The 20942-nt window shown below is 54.5% G+C and carries 16 protein-coding genes; 12 read left to right on the top strand and 4 right to left on the bottom strand.

Annotated elements, in window-relative coordinates; genetic code table 11:
• Positions 1 to 31: 31 nt before the first annotated feature.
• From HBA55_RS16040 to HBA55_RS16020, 5 genes are all read left to right on the top strand, one after another.
• Entirely contained in the window at positions 32 to 598 is a 567-nt protein-coding gene (locus HBA55_RS16040; protein ID WP_166993520.1) for a DUF1285 domain-containing protein, read from the top strand.
• Between the two features lie 332 nt (positions 599 to 930).
• Positions 931 to 1683, top strand: a complete 753-nt coding sequence (locus HBA55_RS16035) for an electron transfer flavoprotein subunit beta/FixA family protein (RefSeq protein WP_166993518.1) — start codon at positions 931 to 933, stop codon at positions 1681 to 1683.
• The gene (locus HBA55_RS16030; RefSeq protein ID WP_166993516.1) at positions 1680 to 2609 is read left to right on the top strand and encodes an electron transfer flavoprotein subunit alpha/FixB family protein; all 930 of its coding nucleotides are present in this window, start codon (positions 1680 to 1682) and stop codon (positions 2607 to 2609) included. Before HBA55_RS16035 ends, HBA55_RS16030 begins: the two co-directional genes overlap by 4 nt.
• Before the next feature lie 163 nt (positions 2610 to 2772).
• Positions 2773 to 2973, top strand: coding sequence for a DUF2788 domain-containing protein (locus HBA55_RS16025; protein ID WP_166993514.1), 201 nt, complete (start codon positions 2773 to 2775; stop codon positions 2971 to 2973).
• Between the two features lie 142 nt (positions 2974 to 3115).
• Entirely contained in the window at positions 3116 to 5377 is a 2262-nt protein-coding gene (locus HBA55_RS16020; RefSeq protein WP_166993512.1) for a response regulator, read from the top strand.
• A gap of 172 nt (positions 5378 to 5549) precedes the next feature.
• Here HBA55_RS16020 and xthA read toward each other — a convergent pair whose 3' ends face one another.
• The 4 genes from xthA to HBA55_RS16000 form a co-directional block, all read right to left on the bottom strand.
• The gene (gene xthA / locus HBA55_RS16015) at positions 5550 to 6362 is read right to left on the bottom strand and encodes an exodeoxyribonuclease III (RefSeq protein WP_166993510.1); all 813 of its coding nucleotides are present in this window, start codon (positions 6360 to 6362) and stop codon (positions 5550 to 5552) included.
• A 94-nt stretch (positions 6363 to 6456) separates the two neighbouring features.
• Positions 6457 to 8574 carry a carboxy terminal-processing peptidase gene (locus tag HBA55_RS16010; protein WP_166993508.1) on the bottom strand — a complete coding sequence of 706 codons (2118 nt, stop codon included), beginning with the start codon at positions 8572 to 8574 and terminating at the stop codon, positions 6457 to 6459.
• A gap of 120 nt (positions 8575 to 8694) precedes the next feature.
• The gene (locus tag HBA55_RS16005) at positions 8695 to 9312 is read right to left on the bottom strand and encodes a TetR/AcrR family transcriptional regulator (RefSeq protein ID WP_166993506.1); all 618 of its coding nucleotides are present in this window, start codon (positions 9310 to 9312) and stop codon (positions 8695 to 8697) included.
• A gap of 129 nt (positions 9313 to 9441) precedes the next feature.
• Positions 9442 to 9837: a phasin family protein gene (locus tag HBA55_RS16000; RefSeq protein ID WP_166993504.1), complete on the bottom strand. Its 396-nt coding sequence runs from the start codon at positions 9835 to 9837 to the stop codon at positions 9442 to 9444.
• 252 nt (positions 9838 to 10089) lie between these two features.
• On the opposite strand from HBA55_RS16000, the gene uvrA reads away from it, so the two are divergent.
• From uvrA to HBA55_RS15965, 7 genes are all read left to right on the top strand, one after another.
• Positions 10090 to 15651 (top strand): excinuclease ABC subunit UvrA, encoded by a 5562-nt coding sequence (uvrA, locus tag HBA55_RS38205; RefSeq protein ID WP_166993502.1) that lies wholly within the window; start codon positions 10090 to 10092, stop codon positions 15649 to 15651.
• Positions 15652 to 15785: 134 nt separating this feature from the next.
• Positions 15786 to 16955, top strand: a complete 1170-nt coding sequence (locus HBA55_RS15990) for a saccharopine dehydrogenase family protein (protein ID WP_166993500.1) — start codon at positions 15786 to 15788, stop codon at positions 16953 to 16955.
• Between the two features lie 196 nt (positions 16956 to 17151).
• Positions 17152 to 18201: a potassium channel family protein gene (locus HBA55_RS15985; RefSeq protein ID WP_166993498.1), complete on the top strand. Its 1050-nt coding sequence runs from the start codon at positions 17152 to 17154 to the stop codon at positions 18199 to 18201.
• A 54-nt stretch (positions 18202 to 18255) separates the two neighbouring features.
• Positions 18256 to 18672, top strand: a complete 417-nt coding sequence (locus tag HBA55_RS15980) for a DUF350 domain-containing protein (protein ID WP_166993496.1) — start codon at positions 18256 to 18258, stop codon at positions 18670 to 18672.
• A gap of 13 nt (positions 18673 to 18685) precedes the next feature.
• On the top strand, positions 18686 to 19303 hold the full coding sequence (locus tag HBA55_RS15975; RefSeq protein WP_166993494.1) for a DUF1190 domain-containing protein: 618 nt from the start codon (positions 18686 to 18688) through the stop codon (positions 19301 to 19303).
• A gap of 2 nt (positions 19304 to 19305) precedes the next feature.
• Positions 19306 to 20475, top strand: coding sequence for a glutathionylspermidine synthase family protein (locus HBA55_RS15970; protein WP_166993492.1), 1170 nt, complete (start codon positions 19306 to 19308; stop codon positions 20473 to 20475).
• Positions 20476 to 20501: 26 nt separating this feature from the next.
• The gene (locus tag HBA55_RS15965; protein WP_166993490.1) at positions 20502 to 20756 is read left to right on the top strand and encodes a DUF2164 domain-containing protein; all 255 of its coding nucleotides are present in this window, start codon (positions 20502 to 20504) and stop codon (positions 20754 to 20756) included.
• Positions 20757 to 20942 lie beyond the last annotated feature (186 nt).

Below are 20942 nucleotides of genomic sequence, written 5' to 3'. Positions count from 1 at the left end.
AGAGTCCGTCCCTTATTTTGAGAAGGTGTTCATGAGTACCCCCCCCGATTCTTTGCTGGATTCCATTCAGCAGCTGCAACGCGACTACGAAAACAAACTGCCTCCCGTTGAAAAGTGGACCCCTGACTGCAATGGCGACCTCGATATGCGTATCGATCGGGAAGGGCAGTGGTATTACCAGGGCGGCAAAATTGAGCGCCAGTCCATGGTGAAAATGTTTTCCTCCATTCTCAAGCGCGAGGGTGACGACTATTTCCTGGTGACGCCGGTGGAAAAATGGCGGATTCAAGTGGACCAAGCCCCTTTTGTGTTTGTGGGGCTCAGGCTGGAGCAGCAGGGAGAGCACCAGGGCCTGGTGTTAACAACCAACACCGGTCATGAGGTGTTGCTGAGCGAGGCCAACCCGCTGGAGGTTTCCCACGCTGACAGCGGCGAGCCCCGGCCAATGGCGACTGTATATCGAAACTTGCCGGGATTACTCAATCGCAATGTGTTCTATGAGCTGGTGGAACTCAGCGAGCTGGAGACCGACGAGCAGGGCCGCGAATGGATGCGCGTTCACAGTGCCGGCAGCTGGTTTCGGCTCGGGCAAATTTAGGTGGTTTTGCAATTCCAGATAGCTCGGCTAGTCTTAATTTCACCCCAATTTCACCCTCGGGGGTGATCCGGCTCACCCTAAGGCGGTTTAAGCTGTTTACTGATAAATGGTCGGGATGCCAGTTATTCCGCCGTTTGGCGAGCCCTATGCGTCAGTGACCTTCGCCGCCGAATTTGCCAATCGGTTGATTTCGGGGGGTGAAAGAGTCAGTATATCGGCCCGCTCAAAACGACCGTTAGAGCCTTGTCAAAGGGGCCGGGTCAGGCTTTCGAGCCATGGAATGCCGGGCTTTTTCCGGTTCAATCCTTAACAGATAAGCGAATGGGAAATCCATGAAGATTCTTGTTGCAGTTAAACGTGTCGTTGATTACAACGTCAAAGTGCGTCCCAAGTCCGACGGCACCGACGTTGATATCGCCAACGCCAAAATGTCCATCAACCCCTTTTGTGAAATTGCTGTCGAAGAAGCCGTTCGACTGAAGGAAAAGGGCGTTGCTACCGAAATTCTGGCTGTTTCCATGGGGCCCAAGCAGTCTCAGGAGCAAATCCGCACAGCCATGGCTCTGGGCGCCGATCGCGGTATCCTGGTTGAGACCGACGCTGAGCTGCAGCCACTGGCTGTCGCTAAGTGCCTCAAGGCCATTGTTGACAAAGAAAGCCCCGATCTGATCATTATGGGCAAACAGTCTATCGACGGTGACAACAACCAGACTGGCCAGATGCTGGGTGCACTGACTGGCATGGCTCAGGGTACTTTCGCCTCTGAGGTTGAAATGGGCGACGGCAAAGTCAAGGTAACCCGTGAAATCGACGGCGGTCTGCAGACTGTTGAGCTGAACCTGCCAGCCATTGTAACCACTGACCTGCGTTTGAACGAGCCACGCTATGCGTCTCTGCCGAACATTATGAAGGCGAAGAAGAAGCCTCTGGATACCACCACTCCCGAAGAGCTGGGTGTGGATGCCGCTCCTCGCGTCCAGACCCTCAAGGTTGAGCCGCCTGCCGAGCGTCAAGCTGGCATCAAGGTAGCTGACGTTGCTGAACTGGTCGACAAACTGAAGAACGAGGCGAAGGTAATCTCATGAGCATTCTGGTCATTGCTGAACACGATAACGCCTCCATCAAAGGCGCTACCCTGAACACCGTTGCGGCCGCCAAGGCCATCGGCGGCGATGTTGACGTTCTGGTTGCGGGTGCTGACTGCGCCGCTGCTGGCGAAGCTGCCGCCAAAATCGATGGCGTAGCCAAGGTTCTGGTTGCCGACAACGCTGCTTACACTAACCAGCTGGCCGAAAACGTGGCTCTGCTGGTGGCTGAAATCGGCAAGAGCTATACCCATATCCTGGCTCCCGCTACTTCCAACGGTAAGAACATTGCCCCTCGCGCTGCGGCATTGCTGGATGTTCAGGCCATCTCTGACATCATTTCTGTTGAAAGCGCTGACACCTTTAAGCGTCCTGTATACGCGGGTAACGTCATCGCCACGGTGCAGAGCTCCGATGCGATCAAGGTGATCACCGTTCGTGGTACTGCCTTTGACGCCGTTGCCGCTGAAGGCGGTTCCGCTGCTGTTGAGGCACTGGGCTCCGCCACTGACGCCGCCATCTCCAGTTTTGTGGGTGAAGAGCTGGCTGTCAGCGATCGTCCTGAACTGACCGCTGCCGGCATCGTTATCTCCGGTGGTCGCGGCATGCAGAACGGCGACAACTTCGAGATGCTGTACAAGGTGGCAGACAAGCTGGGTGCCGCCGTTGGCGCTTCCCGTGCTGCTGTTGACGCCGGCTTCGTGCCCAATGACATGCAGGTAGGGCAGACGGGCAAGATCGTGGCCCCTGATCTGTACATCGCTGTGGGCATCTCCGGTGCTATCCAGCACTTGGCGGGTATGAAGGACAGTAAAGTCATTGTAGCCATCAACAAAGACGAAGAGGCACCTATCTTCCAGGTTGCAGACTATGGTCTGGTTGCTGACCTGTTTGACGCGGTTCCTGAGCTGGAAGGCCAGCTGTAAATCGATCTTTGATCGATGTCTGAAAAGCCGGCATAATTGCCGGCTTTTTTATGTACAGGACGTACGGTATTCCGCGAGAGCCAAGGATACTCTAATAAGAGTACAAGTGGCGGGAGCGGTGCTCCTTCTGTAGGCACAATCTTATGTATTCCCTGAGGTAGCTGTGGATATTGAAACCTTTGAAAACTGGTCGCTGATCCTGGGCGTGGGCGGCTTGATTGCCTATATGACCTTTATCATGTGGGATCTCGCCAAGCAGTCCAAAGCCGGCCGCTTTGGCACGTTTATCCTGTTTACTGCGCTGGGTTTGGGGCTGCTGGGGTTCCTGATCAAGACCGTGCTGGTGGAAGTGGTCAACAAATAGCTAGAATTCACATCACTATTATTCCGTAATCTATTGTTTCTATTAAATAATTATGGATAACCTCAAGTGCTTTCTATTGACATTGAAAGGACTATAATCCTTAGAAAAGTATGGATATAACCCCACAGCAGGCAGGTGACGTGTGAAGCTATTTGAGGCCCAGGGCAAGGTACAGAAAGATCGGACCATCATGCGTGAAACCGACGAACGCATGGCAAAGTACAGCCGCCGCGGGGTCATCGTCAACGTCCTGGCCTATCTGCTTTGCCTGTCTACCGGTTATATGAGCGTAATGGCTCCCAATGTGGCAGTGGCGCTGACCGTCGGGCTGATCCTGTTTGCGCTTCTGCGGGGCTATTTTCTGGTTCGCTTTGATACGCTCTACGCCAGTGGGCCGTGCCGGTGGCGCAACCGCTTTTTTGTTGTGACCTTGCTGGGGGCGGCCTGGTGGAGTGTGATCCTGGTGTCCTTCACCCTGGTTCTGGGTATTGTTGCGGAAACCCCGATTCTCTGGTTTTACACCGTCATTTTCTTTGCCTCCACGGTGCAGGTCACGGCCCCCTATAAACGTTTTAGCCAGGTTTACCTCTCTATTACCCTGCTGCCCCCAGTCATTGCCGGGGCCTATGTCGGTGGCTTCGAAGGCTATATGTACAGCCTAATGATGCTGGTATTCGTGATCATGATGTTCCACCAGGTGGAGGTACTCTGCAGCACCTACTGGCAGCGCCTGGAAGCCAATTATGCGCTGACGCAGAAAGCGCGGGCCCTAGAGGTTGAGAAACGCGACAGCGATGCCTCAGTGGATCTGAGTTCCCAGTTTCTGATCAATCTGGGGCATGAGTTCCGAACCTCACTCAACGACATTCTTGGCGGACTGTCGTTGCTGACAGACAGCAAACTCGAGAGTCACCAGCAAGAGCTGCTAAAACTTGCCCAGACCGCCGGTGAACGCCAGCTGGACCTGGTGAACAATATTGTGGATTTCTCCCGTATCAGCAATCGCAAGCTGGTACTGGATCACAGCGTGTTCAATCTGCGTTCCCAGATTGAGGCCTGGTTGTCCGATATGTCGGTAGATGCCCATCAGCAAGGGGTGGAGCTTGACTATCGAATTGCGGCAGGTTTCCCGCTGCGTGCCAGAGGCGATGCGGGTCGGATGGGCCAGATTGTCAAAAACATGTTGGGCAATGCCATCCAGTTTTCGGAACAGGGCATGGTATTTGCCGATATCGACTTTAAGAAAGACAGTGATAAAGGAGGGCTGCTGGAGATCAATCTGGTGGATCGCCACAGCTCCGCTCAGTCGGCACCCAACGGCTCTGAAGAGACGGAAGACGACGTAACCACCCGGGCTACGGGTCTGTGGTTGACCATCTGTAAGGGGTTGGCAGAGTGTATGGGTGGCAGCATTGAGATCGAGACGGTACCAGGGCGGGAAACCCAGTATCAATTGTGGCTGCCATTGAAGGTGGCGGGCCAGCAGGCGTCCAGCCTGAATGCACACCCCAAGCTGCGCGGTAAGCGTGTATTGATGGTCGATTTTGGATTGGAGCTGGCGCCGCAGCACTTCCGGGAGATGGAGGACTGGGGGCTGGATCTGATCCGGGGTGGCTCAATCGATGATACTCAAGAGACATTGGAGAGATTGGCCGCAAAAGGTGACAGGCCTGACCTGATTCTGATTAATCTGGCCAAGGATTGTGACACCTGCCTCGACTTTTCCAGGAGCCTGCTGGATCACGAGTTGTTCCGCGATATTCCTCAATTGCTGTTGCTCTCACACAATCACCTCAACCACCCCCAATTGCAGCAACTGATTGATGGCAACAGCCACATTGTGCATCACTATCGGCCGTTTATTCGCCAGAGCATGCACGACCTGATTACCCATGCCGTGCTGGGTAAGCCCATGCTGAAGGGCGGCAGTGACAGCGAAGGCATTGGCGTCTGTGATCAACAGCGCGAGGTGCTGCTGGTTGATGATCATCGGGTAAATCAAATGGTGGCCGAGGGCATGCTGAAGAAACTGGGCTATAGCGTGCGTATTGCGGGCAATGGCATGGAGGCCTTGTGCGAAGTGAAGAAAGGCGGCGTGGATCTGATTCTGATGGACTGTCAGATGCCGGAAATGGATGGATTTGAAGCCACACGTCAGCTTCGGCAGCTGGAACAGGAAGCCGGCGAGGATGAGCATATTCCCGTTATTGCCATGACGGCTCACACCAATGACGGTGATCAGTCCCTGTGTTTTGCCTCCGGTATGGATGACTATCTGGCCAAACCGGTCCGCTATGAGGTGTTGGAGACGCTGTTGTTGCGGTGGCTGGGTGGTGCTGAGGAAGATGGCGCTGAACCTGTCGTTATCAACAACAAGATCAGCACCGCGGAAGGCCCTGTCTAGTGTCGTGAATCCGAAGTTCGTTGAAAAATTCCTTCGCCAAAAAATCAGATAACGGTGTTGGCTGAACTTGACGTAGCACCACTACGCCTGCGTCCAGCCGCCTTGTTCTCTAATTTTTGGCTTTGAAATTAATTCAAAGAACTTCAGACTCACGACACTAGTGAAACAGGCCTTAATCCAGACGGCTCCAGATAGGGGCGTGATCAGAAGGTTTCTCCATCGCCCGCACGTCGTAATCGACACCGGCGTCAGAGCAGCGTTGCATTAGCGACTGCGTCAGCATGATCAAGTCAATACGCAGCCCGCGCTTTGGCTCGCGATCAAAACCCTTGCTGCGATAGTCGAACCAGCTGTACAGGTCATCGGTGTCCGGATTCAGGGCCCGGAAACTGTCCGTCAGGCCCCAGCCTTCCAGCCGCTGCAACCACTCCCGCTCCTCAGGCTGGAAGCTGCATTTGCCGGTGCGCAACCAGCGTTTGCGGTTGTCCTCACCAATGCCGATATCGAGATCGGTGGGTGAGATATTCATATCGCCAAGTACCACGATCTGCTCGCTGGGATCGTGATTGTCGTTCAGGTAATCCTGCAGCGAGGCATAAAAATCACGCTTGTTTGGGAACTTGGTGGGGTGATCAATGGCCTCGCCCTGGGGAAAATAGCCGTTGATCACGGTGATTTCCCCGCCCAGAGGCGATTCACAGGTGACGGCGATAAAGCGTTTCTGGGCCTCATCATCATCATTGGGAAAACCTTTTTGGCTGGATAAAATAGGGTGCTTGCTGAGTGTAGCAACCCCATAGTGGGTTTTCTGCCCATGGTAGATCACGTGATACCCCATGGCTTCCACTTCTTCCAGTGGAAAGTCCTGATCCTGAACCTTGGTTTCCTGCAGGCCGATAAAGTCCGGCTGGTGGGTATCGATGACTTGCTGCAGTTGGTGAAGGCGCATGCGCAAACTGTTGACGTTAAAAGAGACGACGACCATGGAAATTCCCTTTGAAGATGGAAGCCGCGTAGCATAAGAAAAGGTCACAAAAAAGGCCAGCGTGGGCTGGCCTTTTCGGTGGGCTGAATCGCTTTTAGAAATCAGCCACTTGATCAGGTGGCTGTTTTTCCAGCAGATTCAGCATGTCGATCAGGATATAGCCTGCTTCCGCCAACAGGGCGTCGTTGTCGGTATCCAGGTCTTCGCTTGGCGGCGCCGCGGACTGTTCCGCACTGCGATCCGAGGAATCCTTTTCCCAGGCTTCGGAGGTCAGAAAGGGTTCCAGCCCCTTGGCTTCACGACGGGAATTCTCAATAGCCAGTGCGCGAGAGCGGCGGTCAACCTGCTGTTCCCGGCGAACCTTCTCATTGAGTGACAGCTCGGTTTGATCCTTGGTGCTGCGCAAGTGGGTCACCTGTTGATTGAGGTAGACAAAGTCCGGGTCTTCTGCCTTTCGTCCTTCGTGGCGACGCTTCACTTCCTTCAGGATACCCTCAAAATTAAAGTAGGCTTCGTGTGGTACCGGATGAATCTGGTCCCAGGGCAGGGCGGTGTCGTAAGAGCTTTCGCCCACTTCTTCAGCGTCCACCAGGAATGGGAAGTTCACATCGGGAATGACACCACGGTGCTGGGTGCTGTCGCCGGAGACGCGATAGAACTTGGACTCGGTAATCTTCAGTTGCCCGGAATAGACCGGGGTCAGGGACTGCACCGTGCCCTTGCCGAACGATTGGGTGCCTACGATCAGGCCACGTTTGTAATCCTGTATAGCACCCGCAAAAATCTCCGAGGCCGAGGCGCTCAAGCGGTTGGTCAGCACCACCAGGGGCCCACGATAGGCGGCACGACGGCGGGATCGGTAATTGCGGGAGATGGTCTGGCTGGTCTGGCGTATCTGTACCACCGGCCCCTGGTCGATAAACAGGTCCGTCAGGGTAGTGGCTTCCTGCAGCGAACCGCCGCCGTTATTGCGCAAATCGACGATAAGGCCATCAATGTTTTCCTGCTCCAGTTCTTTCAAAAGGCGCAGAACATCAGTTGTGGTGCTCTTGAAGTTGGGATCCCGGCGTCGATAGGCTTCAAAGTCGATGTAGAAAGCAGGTACGTTAATCACGCCCAGCTTGAACACTTCTTCGCCATCACTGAGTTCGATAATGCCTTTTTTGGCGGCCTGCTCTTCAAGCTTGACCTTGCCTCGATTGATGCGGATTTCCTTGCGTATGCTGTTATCTCCGGAATCCGCGGGAATCACACTCAGGCGCACAACGGTGTTTTTGGGGCCTCGGATCAGTTTGACCACCTCGTCGAGGCGCCATCCGATCACGTCAACCATCTCGCCTTCAGGCCCCTGGCCCACTGAAACGATCTTATCAGCCGGTTTCAGCTCACCCTGCTTGGAGGCGGGGCCAGCGGTAATCAGGCGCACTACCTTGGTAAATTCGTCCTCGGTCTGTAAAACGGCGCCAATTCCCTCCAGGGAAAGAGACATGGAGATATTAAAGTTCTCCAGAGTGCGTGGAGACAAATAGCTGGTGTGGGGATCATAGAGCAACGTCAGGGCGTTGATCATGATCTCAAACACATCGTCCGCATCCTGTTGTTCCAGGCGGGTCAGCTGGTTCTTATAGCGCCGCAGGAGAGTCTTTTGGGCATCTTCTATGCTTTCGTCAGCCAGTTTGAGGCTGAGAATGCTGGATTTGATGCGCTTGCGCCATTTCTCGTCGGCGTCGGGTTCGCTCTGTGCCCAGCGCTGGTTATCCTCTCCCAGGGGAATGGATTCCTGGCGGCTGAAATCAAACTCGCTGGCGCCGTTGCCCTCCAGTAGCGCTATGGCCCAGGTCAAGCGCTCGTGGGCACGCTCGTAATAGGTGGTAAAGATGTGGCGACCAGGCTCCAAATCCCCCGAACTTAGAGTGTCGTCCAGCTTGCGGGCGTAGCGTTTCTCGAACAGGTCGATGTCGCTCTGCAAAAAGAAATACTTGCTGGGGTCCAGGTTGGAGATGAATTTGTCCAGCATCGCCTCGGACAGTTCGTCATTAAACTCCTGATTGCGATAGTGCCTGGTGGACAATTTATCGATGATGTCGACGGCGGTTTTCGACTGATCTTTGGTGAAACTGAAATCGATGGATTTGGCGGGGGCCAGCTGAGTGATGCTCAACAGTCCCGCGGCCGCCAGTGAAAGCAGAAACTGACGCTGAAGCTTGCGCATACGAAGAAATTCTCGGCGGTTTTACTTATGTTCTGGGGACTATAGCACAATAAAACCCTTAGGGAATTGGGGGGCTTCCCTGGAAATAGAAAATTTACTTAAAAATCAGTAGGTTGTTGTTCAGGCGGCGTTATCGGACGCGTCCTGTGGTGGCAGAAACGGCAACAGTTGAAGTAGCAGGCGATCGTGCATGTCGATTGGTGATTCGACTGCTTCAGATGGCTCAGAAGGGGCAAAAACCTCTCTGACGTCCGCATGCAACAGTGTGTTGATCAGGTTATCGGTCAGCAGTCTGGCCGAATTTTCGATACTTGCCGTCGCTTCGCGACTGGGCAGCTGTTCCACCAGGGCCTGGATCTGGCGATGCAGGCGGCTGAAGGCTTTGGTCACTTGAGGCTCGACATTGGGGTAATGGGCTCCCAAGCCGCGCAGATCCTGGGTGATAAAGCGATATTGTGTGAAGATATCGGCCACCAGGCTAAGGTACGAGAGCAGGCTCTTGGCTGTGATCTGCTCGACGCTGGACATATTGTCGATCACCAGTACCAGACTGGTGTGAAAGCGCGCATAGAGTTCCTCGACAATCTCCTCTTTGCCCTTGAAGTGGTAATAGAGATTACCCGGGCTGATGTTCATTTCATTGGCCAGATCGACGCTGGTGACCAGGCGTTCCCCCCGTTCGTTAAACAGGAGCAGGGCCACTTCGAGTATCAGGTCTTTGGTTTTTATTCTTGCCATGCAAAAGGTCTGGACTGGAGCCTGGGAGAAACTGTACCCACATGTTCAGCATGGGTAAAGGGCAGGGGTATCGGGGTGCTATGTGGAAAGGTTGGCGACCCCGATAAAAATCAATAAATTGCGGCCAGCTTACGCCTTTTTCTTGATTTCTTTGTTGATGTCATCAAGCTTGCTGTTGATGTCATCCAGCTGGTCATTGACTGCGGTCTTACCGGGCATCTTGGCGTACTGCTTCAGCTTCTCGATACGGGAATCGAGATCGGTCTTGCCTTCGTCCAGGCGCTTTTCGGCATCCGCCTGCAACTTCTCACCACGGGCAACCAGTTCTTCAAACAGGCGCTGGCTTTCATCGTTCATCTTCTCGAAACGGTTCTGAACCTCGTCGAACGAGCGTCCATAGGCGCCCAGGCCGGCAAGCCAGATTTGCTTGGCAATGTTCTCCAGCTTATCGGTGCCGGAGTTCAGGCGATCAAAGATGGTTTCTTTGGTGTCTTCTTTCTGTTCTGCGGCTTTCTTGGTGGCCATGGTGCCGGTCCTCGTGATGGTTTTGAGACAGTGTGTCGGGAGAATTGGTGGCCATGATAGGGGAGTAAACTAGAATCCGCCCCCTAATTAGAGTCCGCTTTCTAATTCGTCGCCGGCCACCCCCAGGAGCTTTATTGATCTGGGGTCAAGATTGGGCTTTAACTTAGCGGATATTCCTGTATATTCGTACAGCTTTAATGCTTCTGTACCAATCTACACCCTCGATTTTCACTCTTTTGTTTTAGGGACGTTATGAGCCAGGAATCCATTGTCATTAAGGGCGCTCGCCAGAACAATCTCAAAAACCTCGATCTAGAATTGCCCACCAACGAGCTGATCGTGGTGACCGGGGTAAGTGGCTCGGGCAAGTCCACATTGGCATTCGATACTATCTACGCCGAGGGCCAACGACGCTACGTCGAGACCTTTTCAGCCTATGCCCGTCAGTTCCTTGACCGTATGGACAAACCGGCGGTGGACAATATTCTGGGTATTCCGCCGGCCATCGCGATTGATCAGACCAATCCGGTGAGGACCTCCCGCTCCACCGTGGGCACAATGACGGAGCTCAATGACTACCTGAAGTTGCTGTTTGCACGCCTGTCGCACCTGCACTGTCGCGGCTGTGATGAAGAGGTGCGCAGCGATACTCCCCAGGGAATCGTCAATCATCTCTATGAAACCCTGCACACCGGGCAACGCCTGATGGTGTGTCTGCCGATCAAAGTGCCGGAAAACTTTACCGATGAAGAGGTGGTACAGCTGCTCAACCAGCAGGGATACACCCGCATTCACAAGCGTGACCGATCCCGGGTCGAGGCGGTGCAGGATCGTCTTAAGCTCAAGCCAGAGGTGCGGGAGCGACTCAGTGAAGCGGTGGAGATCGCCCTGCATCACGGCAATGGACATGTACTGGTTTACCCCCTGGATGAATCCATGCAAGCGGGTGAAGCGTTGAGGTTTTCGAGTCACCACCACTGTGCCAGCTGTGATATTGAGTACAGTGAGCCCACCCCTAGTGTGTTCTCCTTTAATTCTCCCATTGGCGCCTGTGAAACTTGCCGTGGTTTTGGTCGGGTGATTGGCGTCGACTGGGGTCTGGTGATACCTGATGAAAGTAAATCACTTGCCGATGGGGCGATCAAACCCTGGCAGACACCTACTAATGCTGAGATTCAGCAGGCGCTTATCAAATATGCCAAAAAGCGTGGAGTGCCGATTGATAAACCCTGGAAATCCCTGAGTCAGAAACACAAGCGCTGGGTAATCGAAGGTGAGGGCGATTGGGACGATGGGGTCTGGTTTGGTGCCAATCGCTTCTTCGAGTGGCTGGAAAGCAAGGCGTACAAAATGCACGTGCGGGTACTGCTCTCCAAATACCGTTCCTACACGCCCTGTCAGGATTGCCACGGTGCCCGTCTAAAGCCGGATGCGTTGCTGTGGCGTCTTGGCCGGCAACCCGTCGAAGCATCTCATCTGCCGGGATACAACATTCATCAACTGATGCAGCTGCCACTGGAGCAATGTGCCGCGTTTTTTGAAACGCTGCATCTGCCCGGATCACTTGACGAGGCTGCGCAGCTATTATTGACGGAAATTCGATCGCGACTGGGCTTTCTGCTGGATGTGGGGCTGGGCTACCTCACTCTGGATCGTCAGTCGCGCACATTGAGCGGCGGCGAAGTTCAGCGCATCAACCTGACCACGGCGCTCGGCACCTCATTGGTGAATACGCTGTTTGTTCTGGATGAACCCAGCATCGGTCTGCATCCCCGGGATATTGAACGCCTTATTAAAGTCCTGCACCGGCTGCGTGACGCTGGTAACACTCTGCTGGTGGTGGAGCATGATCCCCAGGTGATTCTCGCCGCCGACCGGGTGCTGGATATCGGCCCCGGCCCGGGCAAGCTGGGCGGAGAGATCCGTTTTTATGGCACGCCAAAGGCGCTGCTGCGTCATCGCAAATCTCTCACCGCTGATTATCTCAGTGGTCGTAAGCTGGTGGCACCGCCAGAGGGAGAGATCGATACGGCACCTCAAGGGGTTATCGAAATCCAGGGCGCGGCGGAGCACAACCTCAAGCAGGTGGATGTTTCCATCCCACTGGGGCAGCTGGTTTGTATTACCGGGGTGAGTGGTTCAGGCAAGTCCACCCTGATGCGCGATGTATTGTATCCGGCCCTCTGCAAACACAAAGGCAAAACCACAGAAACGCCGGGTGCACATAAAGCGGTACTGGGGCATAAACAGATAGACGATCTGGTACTGGTGGACCAGAGTCCTATCGGTAAAACCACGCGCTCAGTCCCCGCCACCTATGTGGGGGCTTTTGATGCGATTCGCAAACTGTTTGTGGCGGATCGGGTTGCCAAGGAGCGCAAATACACGCCGGGCACTTTCAGTTTTAACTCCGGCAAGGGGCGTTGCCCGACCTGTTCCGGTAATGGCTTCGAGCATGTGGAGATGCAATTCCTCAGCGATGTGTACCTGCGCTGTCCGGACTGTGACGGCAAACGCTACCGGACTGAAATCCTTGAGATCAAAGTCTTTGGAACAGGCACCAAGGTGGGCAAGTCCATCGCCGATGTGCTGGAGATGACGGTTTCTGAAGCGCTGGCCTTTTTTGCCGATCAACCGGAAGTGATCAAGACCCTGCAGCCGCTGTCCGATGTGGGGCTGGAATATGTTCAGCTGGGGCAGGCCGTGCCCACGCTCAGCGGCGGAGAGGCTCAGCGACTGAAGCTGGCCGGGCATCTGGCCAAGAACAATACCAACAAGAACAAGCAATCCGGTGATAAAACCCTGTTCCTGTTTGACGAACCCACCACCGGACTGCACTTTGACGACATCGCCACCCTGATGGGCGCTTTTAAACAGTTGATTGCCGCCGGGCATTCACTGCTGGTGATTGAGCATAACTTGGATGTCATCAGTGCCGCCGACTGGATTATCGATATGGGCCCGGAGGGGGGCGATCAGGGGGGGCAACTGGTGGCAGAGGGCACGCCGGCAGAGTTGATCAGGCAAGCCAGGACTGGCGAGGCCGGTCACACCGCCCATGCGCTTTACGACTATCAGTTGAGCCAGGGTGAGGCCAAGAAACTGGGCCAGCATCTGGCAGCAACCAACGAAGTTCGAGAAGCCGCCGCCAGTTATACCGCCCACAGTGCCAGGCTTGAGTTGCCGGAACCCCTTCGCCGCAATAAAAACCAGATCACGGTGCACCACGCCCGGGAGCACAATCTCAAGAATGTCGACATCAGCATTCCGCGCAATAAGTTTACGGTGATTTCCGGCGTCAGCGGCAGTGGCAAGAGTACCGTGGCATTCGATATCGTTTTCGGTGAGGGACAGCGTCGTTATCTGGAATCCCTGAACGCCTATGCTCGCCAGTTTGTGCAACCGGCCTCGCGACCCGATGTGGATACCATTTATGGTATTCCCCCCACGGTAGCGATCGAACAGCGCACCAGCCGCGGTGGGCGCAAGAGTACGGTGGCGACACTGACGGAGATTTATCACTATCTGCGCCTGCTTTATGTAAAGCTTGGCGTCGCGCACTGCCCGGGTTGCGAGGTTCCTATCGAACCTCAAACCAAAGAAGGCATTTTGGCGCGATTGCTGAAGGACTATCGCAATCAACAGGTCGTGTTGCTTGCGCCCATGGTTGTGGCGCGCAAGGGGATATACAAAGAGTTGGCCAAATGGGCGGCGGATCGGGGCTACGGTCAACTGCGGGTGGATGGCAGCTATTTACCGACCGATCCCTGGCCCAAGCTTGATCGCTATAAAGAGCACAGTATCGAATTGCCCGTCGGCGGTCTGCAGGTGAGCAGCAAAAACGAATCCGAGCTGCTGGAGTTACTGGAGCAGGCACTGGATCTTGGCAACGGTGTTGTGATTGTAGAAACCAGTGCAAAAGGCCGACGCAAACCGAAAGATGCCCTGTTTTCTACGGAACGATCCTGCCCCAGTTGTGGTACAGGCTTCGAAGAACTGGATCCGCGGCTGTTTTCCTACAACTCCAAACACGGTTGGTGTGGTGGTTGCTATGGTACGGGTATTACCATTAAAGGATTTGACGAAGAGCAGACCGGCGAAGAGCTGGAATGGCAGCCGCAGGAAGACGGCGCAGATGACAAGAGCTGCCGCCACTGTGAAGGCAAGCGGCTTAACGATACCGCCCTGGCTGTGACCTTTCGGGATCACTCCATTGCTGACCTGGCGGCTATGTCGGTGGAGGATGCGGGCCAGTGGTTTAACAAACTCAAGCTCAAACCCCAGGAGCAGGAAATTGCCCGGGATTTGATGACAGAACTGCAGGGAAGACTGTCGTTTCTCAACAAGGTAGGGCTGAACTACCTGACACTGGACCGCTCTGCGCCGACCTTGAGTGGCGGTGAATCCCAGCGTATTCGCCTGGCTTCGCAGTTGGGTTCCAACCTGCAGGGGGTTTGTTACATTCTCGATGAGCCCACCATCGGTTTGCACGCTCGGGACAATCGTCGCTTGATAAATACACTGCGCGAACTGCAGCAGCAGGGCAATACGGTGCTGGTGGTGGAACACGATGAAGACACTATTCGCGAAGCGGACCATATTATCGATATGGGTCCCAGGGCGGGTGTTAATGGAGGTGAAGTGATCTGTACCGGTTCTCTCAGCAAGCTGACCAATAACAAGAAGTCGCTCACCGGCCAGTTTATCGCCAAGCCTATACGTCATCCCATGCCTGATCTGCGCCACGAAAAAATGCGGGCGCGCCTGCAACCGGAGCAATTGCAAATTGTCGGGGCGTCCGAGAATAATCTGGCAGCCATTGATGTGAATGTGCCCCTGCGTCAGCTGGTGGTCGTGTCCGGTGTCAGCGGCAGTGGCAAGAGCACACTGATCAACCGGGTGTTGCAGAACAATCTGAAAAACGTCATTGGCGAGGGCAAGAAATCACGCAAAAAGGTGCAGTGGCAGGGGTGTGAGGAAATCAGTGGCTGGGATTCCATTCGCCGGGTGTTGCAGGTGGACCAGACACCGATTGGAAAAACCCCTCGTTCCTGTCCGGCGACTTACATCGGTATCTGGGATGAGATTCGTAAACTCTTTGCCGCAACGGTGGACGCCCGCCTGCGCGGCTACAAACCCGGCCGATTCTCCTTTAATACGGGTGAAGGGCGCTGCGAAGCCTGTGGTGGTCACGGCATGCGCAAGGTGGAAATGAGCTTTTTGCCCGATGTACGGGTGGAGTGCGAGGAGTGCCATGGTTGGCGTTTTAACTCAGAGACACTCACGGTCCGCTACAAAGAGAAGCACATTGGTGAAGTGCTGGCGATGGACGTGGACGAAGCCACGGAGTTCTTCGAATCCGTCAGTAAGATCCATCACCCCTTGAAGTTGCTGCAGGATGTGGGCTTGGGTTACCTGACGTTGGGACAGCAAAGCCCCACGCTCAGCGGAGGAGAAGCTCAGCGCATCAAGCTGGTATCCGAACTGGCCAAGGCTCGGGTAGACCAGTTGGTGGAAGATGAACGCGCGCCGCTGCAGCACAATCTTTACGTGCTGGATGAGCCGACCGTCGGGCTGCATATGGCGGATGTCGAGAAGCTGCTTAGGGTGCTACACCGCTTGGTGGATGCCGGCCACTCCGTAATCGTGATCGAGCATAATCTGGACGTGGTCGCCGAGGCCGACTGGGTTATCGATATGGGGCCGGAAGGCGGTAAAGGCGGCGGCAAGGTTGTGGCTCAGGGTAAACCTGAAACGATCTGCAAGCGAAAACGTTCCCGCACCGGGGAGTATCTGAAGGAGCTGCTACAGTAATCAAAGCCGAAGCTGCGGTGTTTACGTCCATGTCGTCTGCAGTCTGTGACTGCCGAGTCGATTCTGAGTCTGGACGACATAGGGGTAAACGCGTATTTTGTGCTTTGTCCTGAGACCAATGGAGAGTCCCGATTATGTCCCGTGAATATGGAATTATCGTTTACGGTGCGACCGGATACACCGGTCGCCTGGTTTGTGAGTACCTGAACAACCAATACGGCGTTGAAGGTGACGTCAGGTGGGCCATGGCCGGCCGCAGTCAAGAAAAGCTGGAGGCGGTACGTGATGAGATGGGCATTGCAGCCAATGTTCCACTGGTTGTCGCCGATGCAGGCGATCCGGCCTCAATTGACGCTCTGGCAGCCAGTGCTGAGGTTGTTTTAACCACCGTCGGCCCCTATCAGCTGTATGGTACTGATCTGGTCAGGGCTTGTGCTGAGGAAGGCACGGACTACGTGGATCTCTGCGGTGAACCCGGCTGGATGTACGAAATGATCGCCGCCTATAGCGATCGGGCAGCGGCAACCGGGGCGCGCATTGTCTTCTCCTGTGGTTTTGATTCAGTGCCGTTTGACCTTGGTGTCTACTACCTGCAACGGGCCGCTCAGGAAAAGATCGGCAAGCCTGTAACACGGGTGAAAGGGCGGGTGCGCGGCATGAAGGGCACCTTCTCCGGGGGTACCCTGGCCAGCTTTCAGGCCACCATGGCCGCCGCGGCCAAAACTCCCGGTTTGGTCGAACGCCTGATGAACCCGTTTTCGCTGACACAATCCTTCAAGGGACCCGAGCAACCTTCAGGTATGGAGCCGGTCCATGATGACGATCTGGGCAGCTGGTCAGCGCCCTTTATGATGGCCACCATCAATACCAAGAATATTCATCGTTCCAATTATCTGCTTAAGCACCAGTACGGTGAGGAATTTGTCTACGACGAAATGATGCTGACCGGTCCGGGTGAAAAGGGCGAAGCCATGGCCAAGGCGGTGATGGAAGACAAATCCTTCAGTGAAAGTAGCCGCAAGCCGGGTGAAGGACCCAGCAAAGAAGAACGGGAAACCGGCTTCTACGATGTGCTGTTTGCCGGCTCAACGGCCGCAGGGGAAACTCTCCTGGCCAGCGTCAAAGGTGATCGGGATCCGGGCTACGGCTCTACCTGCAAGATGATCGCCGAAAGCGCGGTGTGTCTGCTTAAGAATCCAGACCTGGCCAGTGGTGGTATCTGGACGCCGGCGTCGGCGCTGGGGGACGCTTTGATTGATCGTCTCCAGGCAAACGCCGGTCTCAGTTTTCAGCTGGAAGATTGAGTGCTGTGTGGACTGAGGTGGAGCCCTCCATCTCCGCCTGTCCTATCAATCCAGCGCGTCACACGTCCTCCTAACTTGCTCTTGTTGAACCTTTAGGGATGAAAGGAACCGGCAAATTATTGTATATTGCCGGCACGTCCGAAGGGAGATCAACTTTGCCAGACAGTCTCCGGTATTCCCGCTGCTGGCCATCGACATGCCTGTTTTTAATAAGCTCCGCAAACTGCTACTGAAACATTTTATGGATATGCGTTGGCACACTATTGTGCTGGCGCTGCTGATCTATTTGATTGGCAGCTGGAGTCTGCTGAGTCTGTGCGGTGAGTCCGCGCTGGTGGACAGCCCGGATTTTCTGTATTGGATAGTCGTCACGGCCTCGACCGTCGGATACGGAGACCTGTCGCCGGTGACACCTGAAGGCAGACTGGTGACGGGCCTGTTTGTCATTCCGGTTGGGTTAGGGCTGTTTGGTCTCGCTGTGGGGCGGCTGGCCGCTTATGTTTCTTTTCAATGGCGCAAGGGGGTGCAGGGTTTGAAAAGCCTGAATTACAACAACCACATTCTGGTGATCGGTTGGAATGACGGGCGTACACTGCAATTGCTACGTCTGCTGCTGCGAGAAATCGAGTACTACGAGGAGGACCAGAAGGTGGCCCTCTGTGTGCGGGCCGAGATTGAAAACCCCATGCCTGATATCATCGGTTTCGTCAAAGTGACCAGCTTCAGTAACGATGAAGAAATGGATCGTGCAGCCATTGAAAAAGCGGGATGTATCATTATCGATAACCCGGAAGACGACGTCACCATGACCACGGCGTTGTACGTGGCCAGTCGCAACCCTGACGCTCATATCATTGCTTACTTCGAAGACGAAAAACTGGGCAAGCTGTTGAAGCAACATTGCCCCAATGTAGAGTGTATGCCCTCCGTTGCTGTCGAGATGCTGGCCAAATCCGCTATGGATCCAGGCTCCAGCGAATTGCACCACCAGCTCTTGAACGTGGATGTGGGAATGACCCAGTATTCCGTGCGCTACGAAGGCGCGGGCGAAATGTCGGTGGAAACGATTTTCGAGAGTCTCAAGCGTCACTATGATGCCACTCTGATTGGCGTATCTGAAGACGGTCACTTCAATATCGAACTCAATCCGCGTTTGAATACGCTGATCAAACCCGGCAGTACGCTGTACTATATCGCCGATGAACGAATCAACCACGTGGATTGGAATCGACTGTCCGGTGCCTGATTCCGCTGCAATGTTTTCCTCTACAACCGTTTATTCCACAGAAAGGTAACTCATATGGACATGATCCGGGAATCCCTGCTGGGTTTTACCAGCTTCGCCCTTCACTTTGCCGTTGCTATCGCGCTGTTACTGGTGTTCAAGTTTATCTATGCACTGGTGACCCCCCATGACGAATGGAAACTGGTCAGGGATGAACAGAACGTGGCGGCGGCTACCGGATTTATCGGTGCGGTGATCGGTTTCGCCCTGGCGCTGGCCAGCGCGGCAGCCAACTCGGTGTCTCTGGTGGATTTCGCCATTTGGGGAGGCATTGCACTGGTCGCTCAGATTCTGGCGTTCGCCATGGTTCGATTGCTGTTTATGCCTCAGCTGGTGGAGCGTATTAATAACAATGAGGTTTCTGCCGGTATTGTGCTAGGTGGTACATCCATCGCTGTGGGGCTGCTTAATGCCGCCTGTATGACTTACTGAGGAGGGATCGCCCGTGAAACGAACTCGATCCATCAATCTTCAGCGCATGCGCAAAATCGGGCCGGGCAGGGGGCTTAAGCCTCTTGCCTTGGCGGTTGTGGCGGCGACCATGGTGGGCTGCAGCGGCGGCCGAGAGGCCCAAATCTATCGCGATGTGGCCCAATGCGTGGCAGATAACCCTGTTTTCGAAAGCGCTTGCGAGGGGGCATACTATCGAGCCTTGGAGCAGTCCGCCCGAACCTCGCCGAAATACCGACGTGAATACTCCTGCGAAGCAGAATTCGGCGTGGATAACTGCGTACCCTATCAATCCCCCGAAGGGGACGACTGGTATATGCCCGCTATGGGTGGTTTTTTGTTTGGTACCGAATTTGATGACGACGATGACTATCTCGTCGCTCCGCTGTACACCTCCTATTCCCGACGTTCTCCGCTCTATCGTAAGTGGGCGGGTGCCGATGGCCGGCTTTATGGCAGCCATCGCTTTGGCCGCACCAAAGTCAGCAAGTCGGCGTTTGCCCCCAAACCCACCGTTAAGCGCACAATCTCCAGAGGTGGATTTGGGAGTATGGTGGCGTCGAAAGCGAGAAGCAGCAGCGGCGGTTTCTCCAAGGGCAGCTTCGGGGGCTAGTTATGCAGCGTAAAGTCACCCGAGAGAGGGATAGCTGGCAGCAGCAAGCGCAGGAATTCGGCTTCCACTTTCACACCATGTATGGTGAACCCTATTGGGACGAGTCTGCCTACTATCAATTTACGCTGGAGCAAATTGAAAAGGATCTTGAGGAACCCACCGAGGAGTTGCACCAGATGTGTCTTCAGGTGGTCGACCGGGTGATTGGTGACGAAGTGTTGATGCGCCGCTTCCAGATCCCTGAAAATCACTGGGACTGGATTCAGCAGTCCTGGAAAAGAGGCGATAAAACTCTCTATTCCCGTCTGGACCTGGCCTATAACGGCCACGGCCCCGCGAAGCTGCTGGAAAACAATGCGGATACGCCTACCAGTCTCTATGAGACGGGTTTTTGGCAGTGGCTGTGGTTGGAAGACAAGATTGCTGATGGCTCTTTGCCATCGCATGTGGATCAGTTTAATTCGCTGCAGGAAAAACTGATTGAACGCTTTAAAGCTCTGGCCGGCGCCCATGCGTTGGGTGATGTTCTGCATATCTCCTGTTGCAAAGATACCGAGGAAGATCGTGGTACGGTTCAGTATCTGGAGGATTGTGCCCGTGAGGCAGGCATTGATACCCGCTTCGTTTACATTGAGGACATTGGTCAAACTGAGTCGGGTCAGTTTACGGATCTGGATGATCAGTTGATTGGCTGGATGTTTAAGCTTTATCCCTGGGAGTTTATGCTGCGGGAGAATTACAGCGATGCTTTGAGCCGGGCCGGTGTGGATTGGATTGAGCCGGCGTGGAAGGCGATCGTTTCCAACAAGGCGCTGTTGCCGATGCTCTGGCAGATGTTTCCCAATCATCCCAATTTGTTGCCCGCCTTTTTCGAGGATGAGTTGCAGGGCAGTGGCCTAACTCGGTATGTGAAGAAGCCGATTTTTGCGCGGGAGGGTGCCAATGTCAGTATCCATATCGACGGTCGTGAGGTAGAGGTATCTGACGGTCCCTATGGCGAGGAGGGTTATGTGGTGCAGGCATACTCGCCGTTGCCGGAGTTCGAGGGTAGTCATACGTTGATTGGTTCCTGGTTGGTGGATGGTGAAGCGGCGGGTCTTTCTGTACGGGAGGATCGCAGTTTGATTACGCAGGATTTGTCCCGCTTTTTGCCACATGTGATCTTGGACTAATTTGTTGGGTACGGGAGTTTACCGTTATGTCTGATATCGAATTCAGTCGGGATGAAAAGGATATTCTGGTCAAGAAGATCAAACTGTATTTCAGCGAAGAGTTGGATCAGGATATCAAGCAGTTTGACGCTGAGTTTCTGTTGGATTTTTTTACTGAGGAAGTGGGGCCTTTTTTTTACAATCGCGGGATTTACGATGCTCAGAAAATTGTGGAAGAGAAGCTTGAGACTATCACGGATGGGTTTTACGAAATAGAGAAGCCGACCCAATTTCGTCGTTGACTTGTTGTTCTCTCCCGCCGGGACCTTGTCGCAGTCTGTTAGCAGATGGGAGTCTGGAAAGTGCCATAACCGGTCTTAGAAATTCGCAGGATTGGTACTCTGACGGCGTTGTTTATGCGTAGGGCGGATTAGGCGCTTGCGCCGTAATCCGCCGGTTCTGCCGGAGATGTTCGTTGGCTGCGGCCC

This window comes from Pseudomaricurvus alkylphenolicus, assembly GCF_011683955.1.
Taxonomy (GTDB): domain Bacteria; phylum Pseudomonadota; class Gammaproteobacteria; order Pseudomonadales; family Cellvibrionaceae; genus Pseudomaricurvus; species Pseudomaricurvus alkylphenolicus.
The sequence above is the reverse complement of the archived record's forward strand: the minus strand, read 5'-3'. Positions and strand labels throughout refer to the sequence as shown.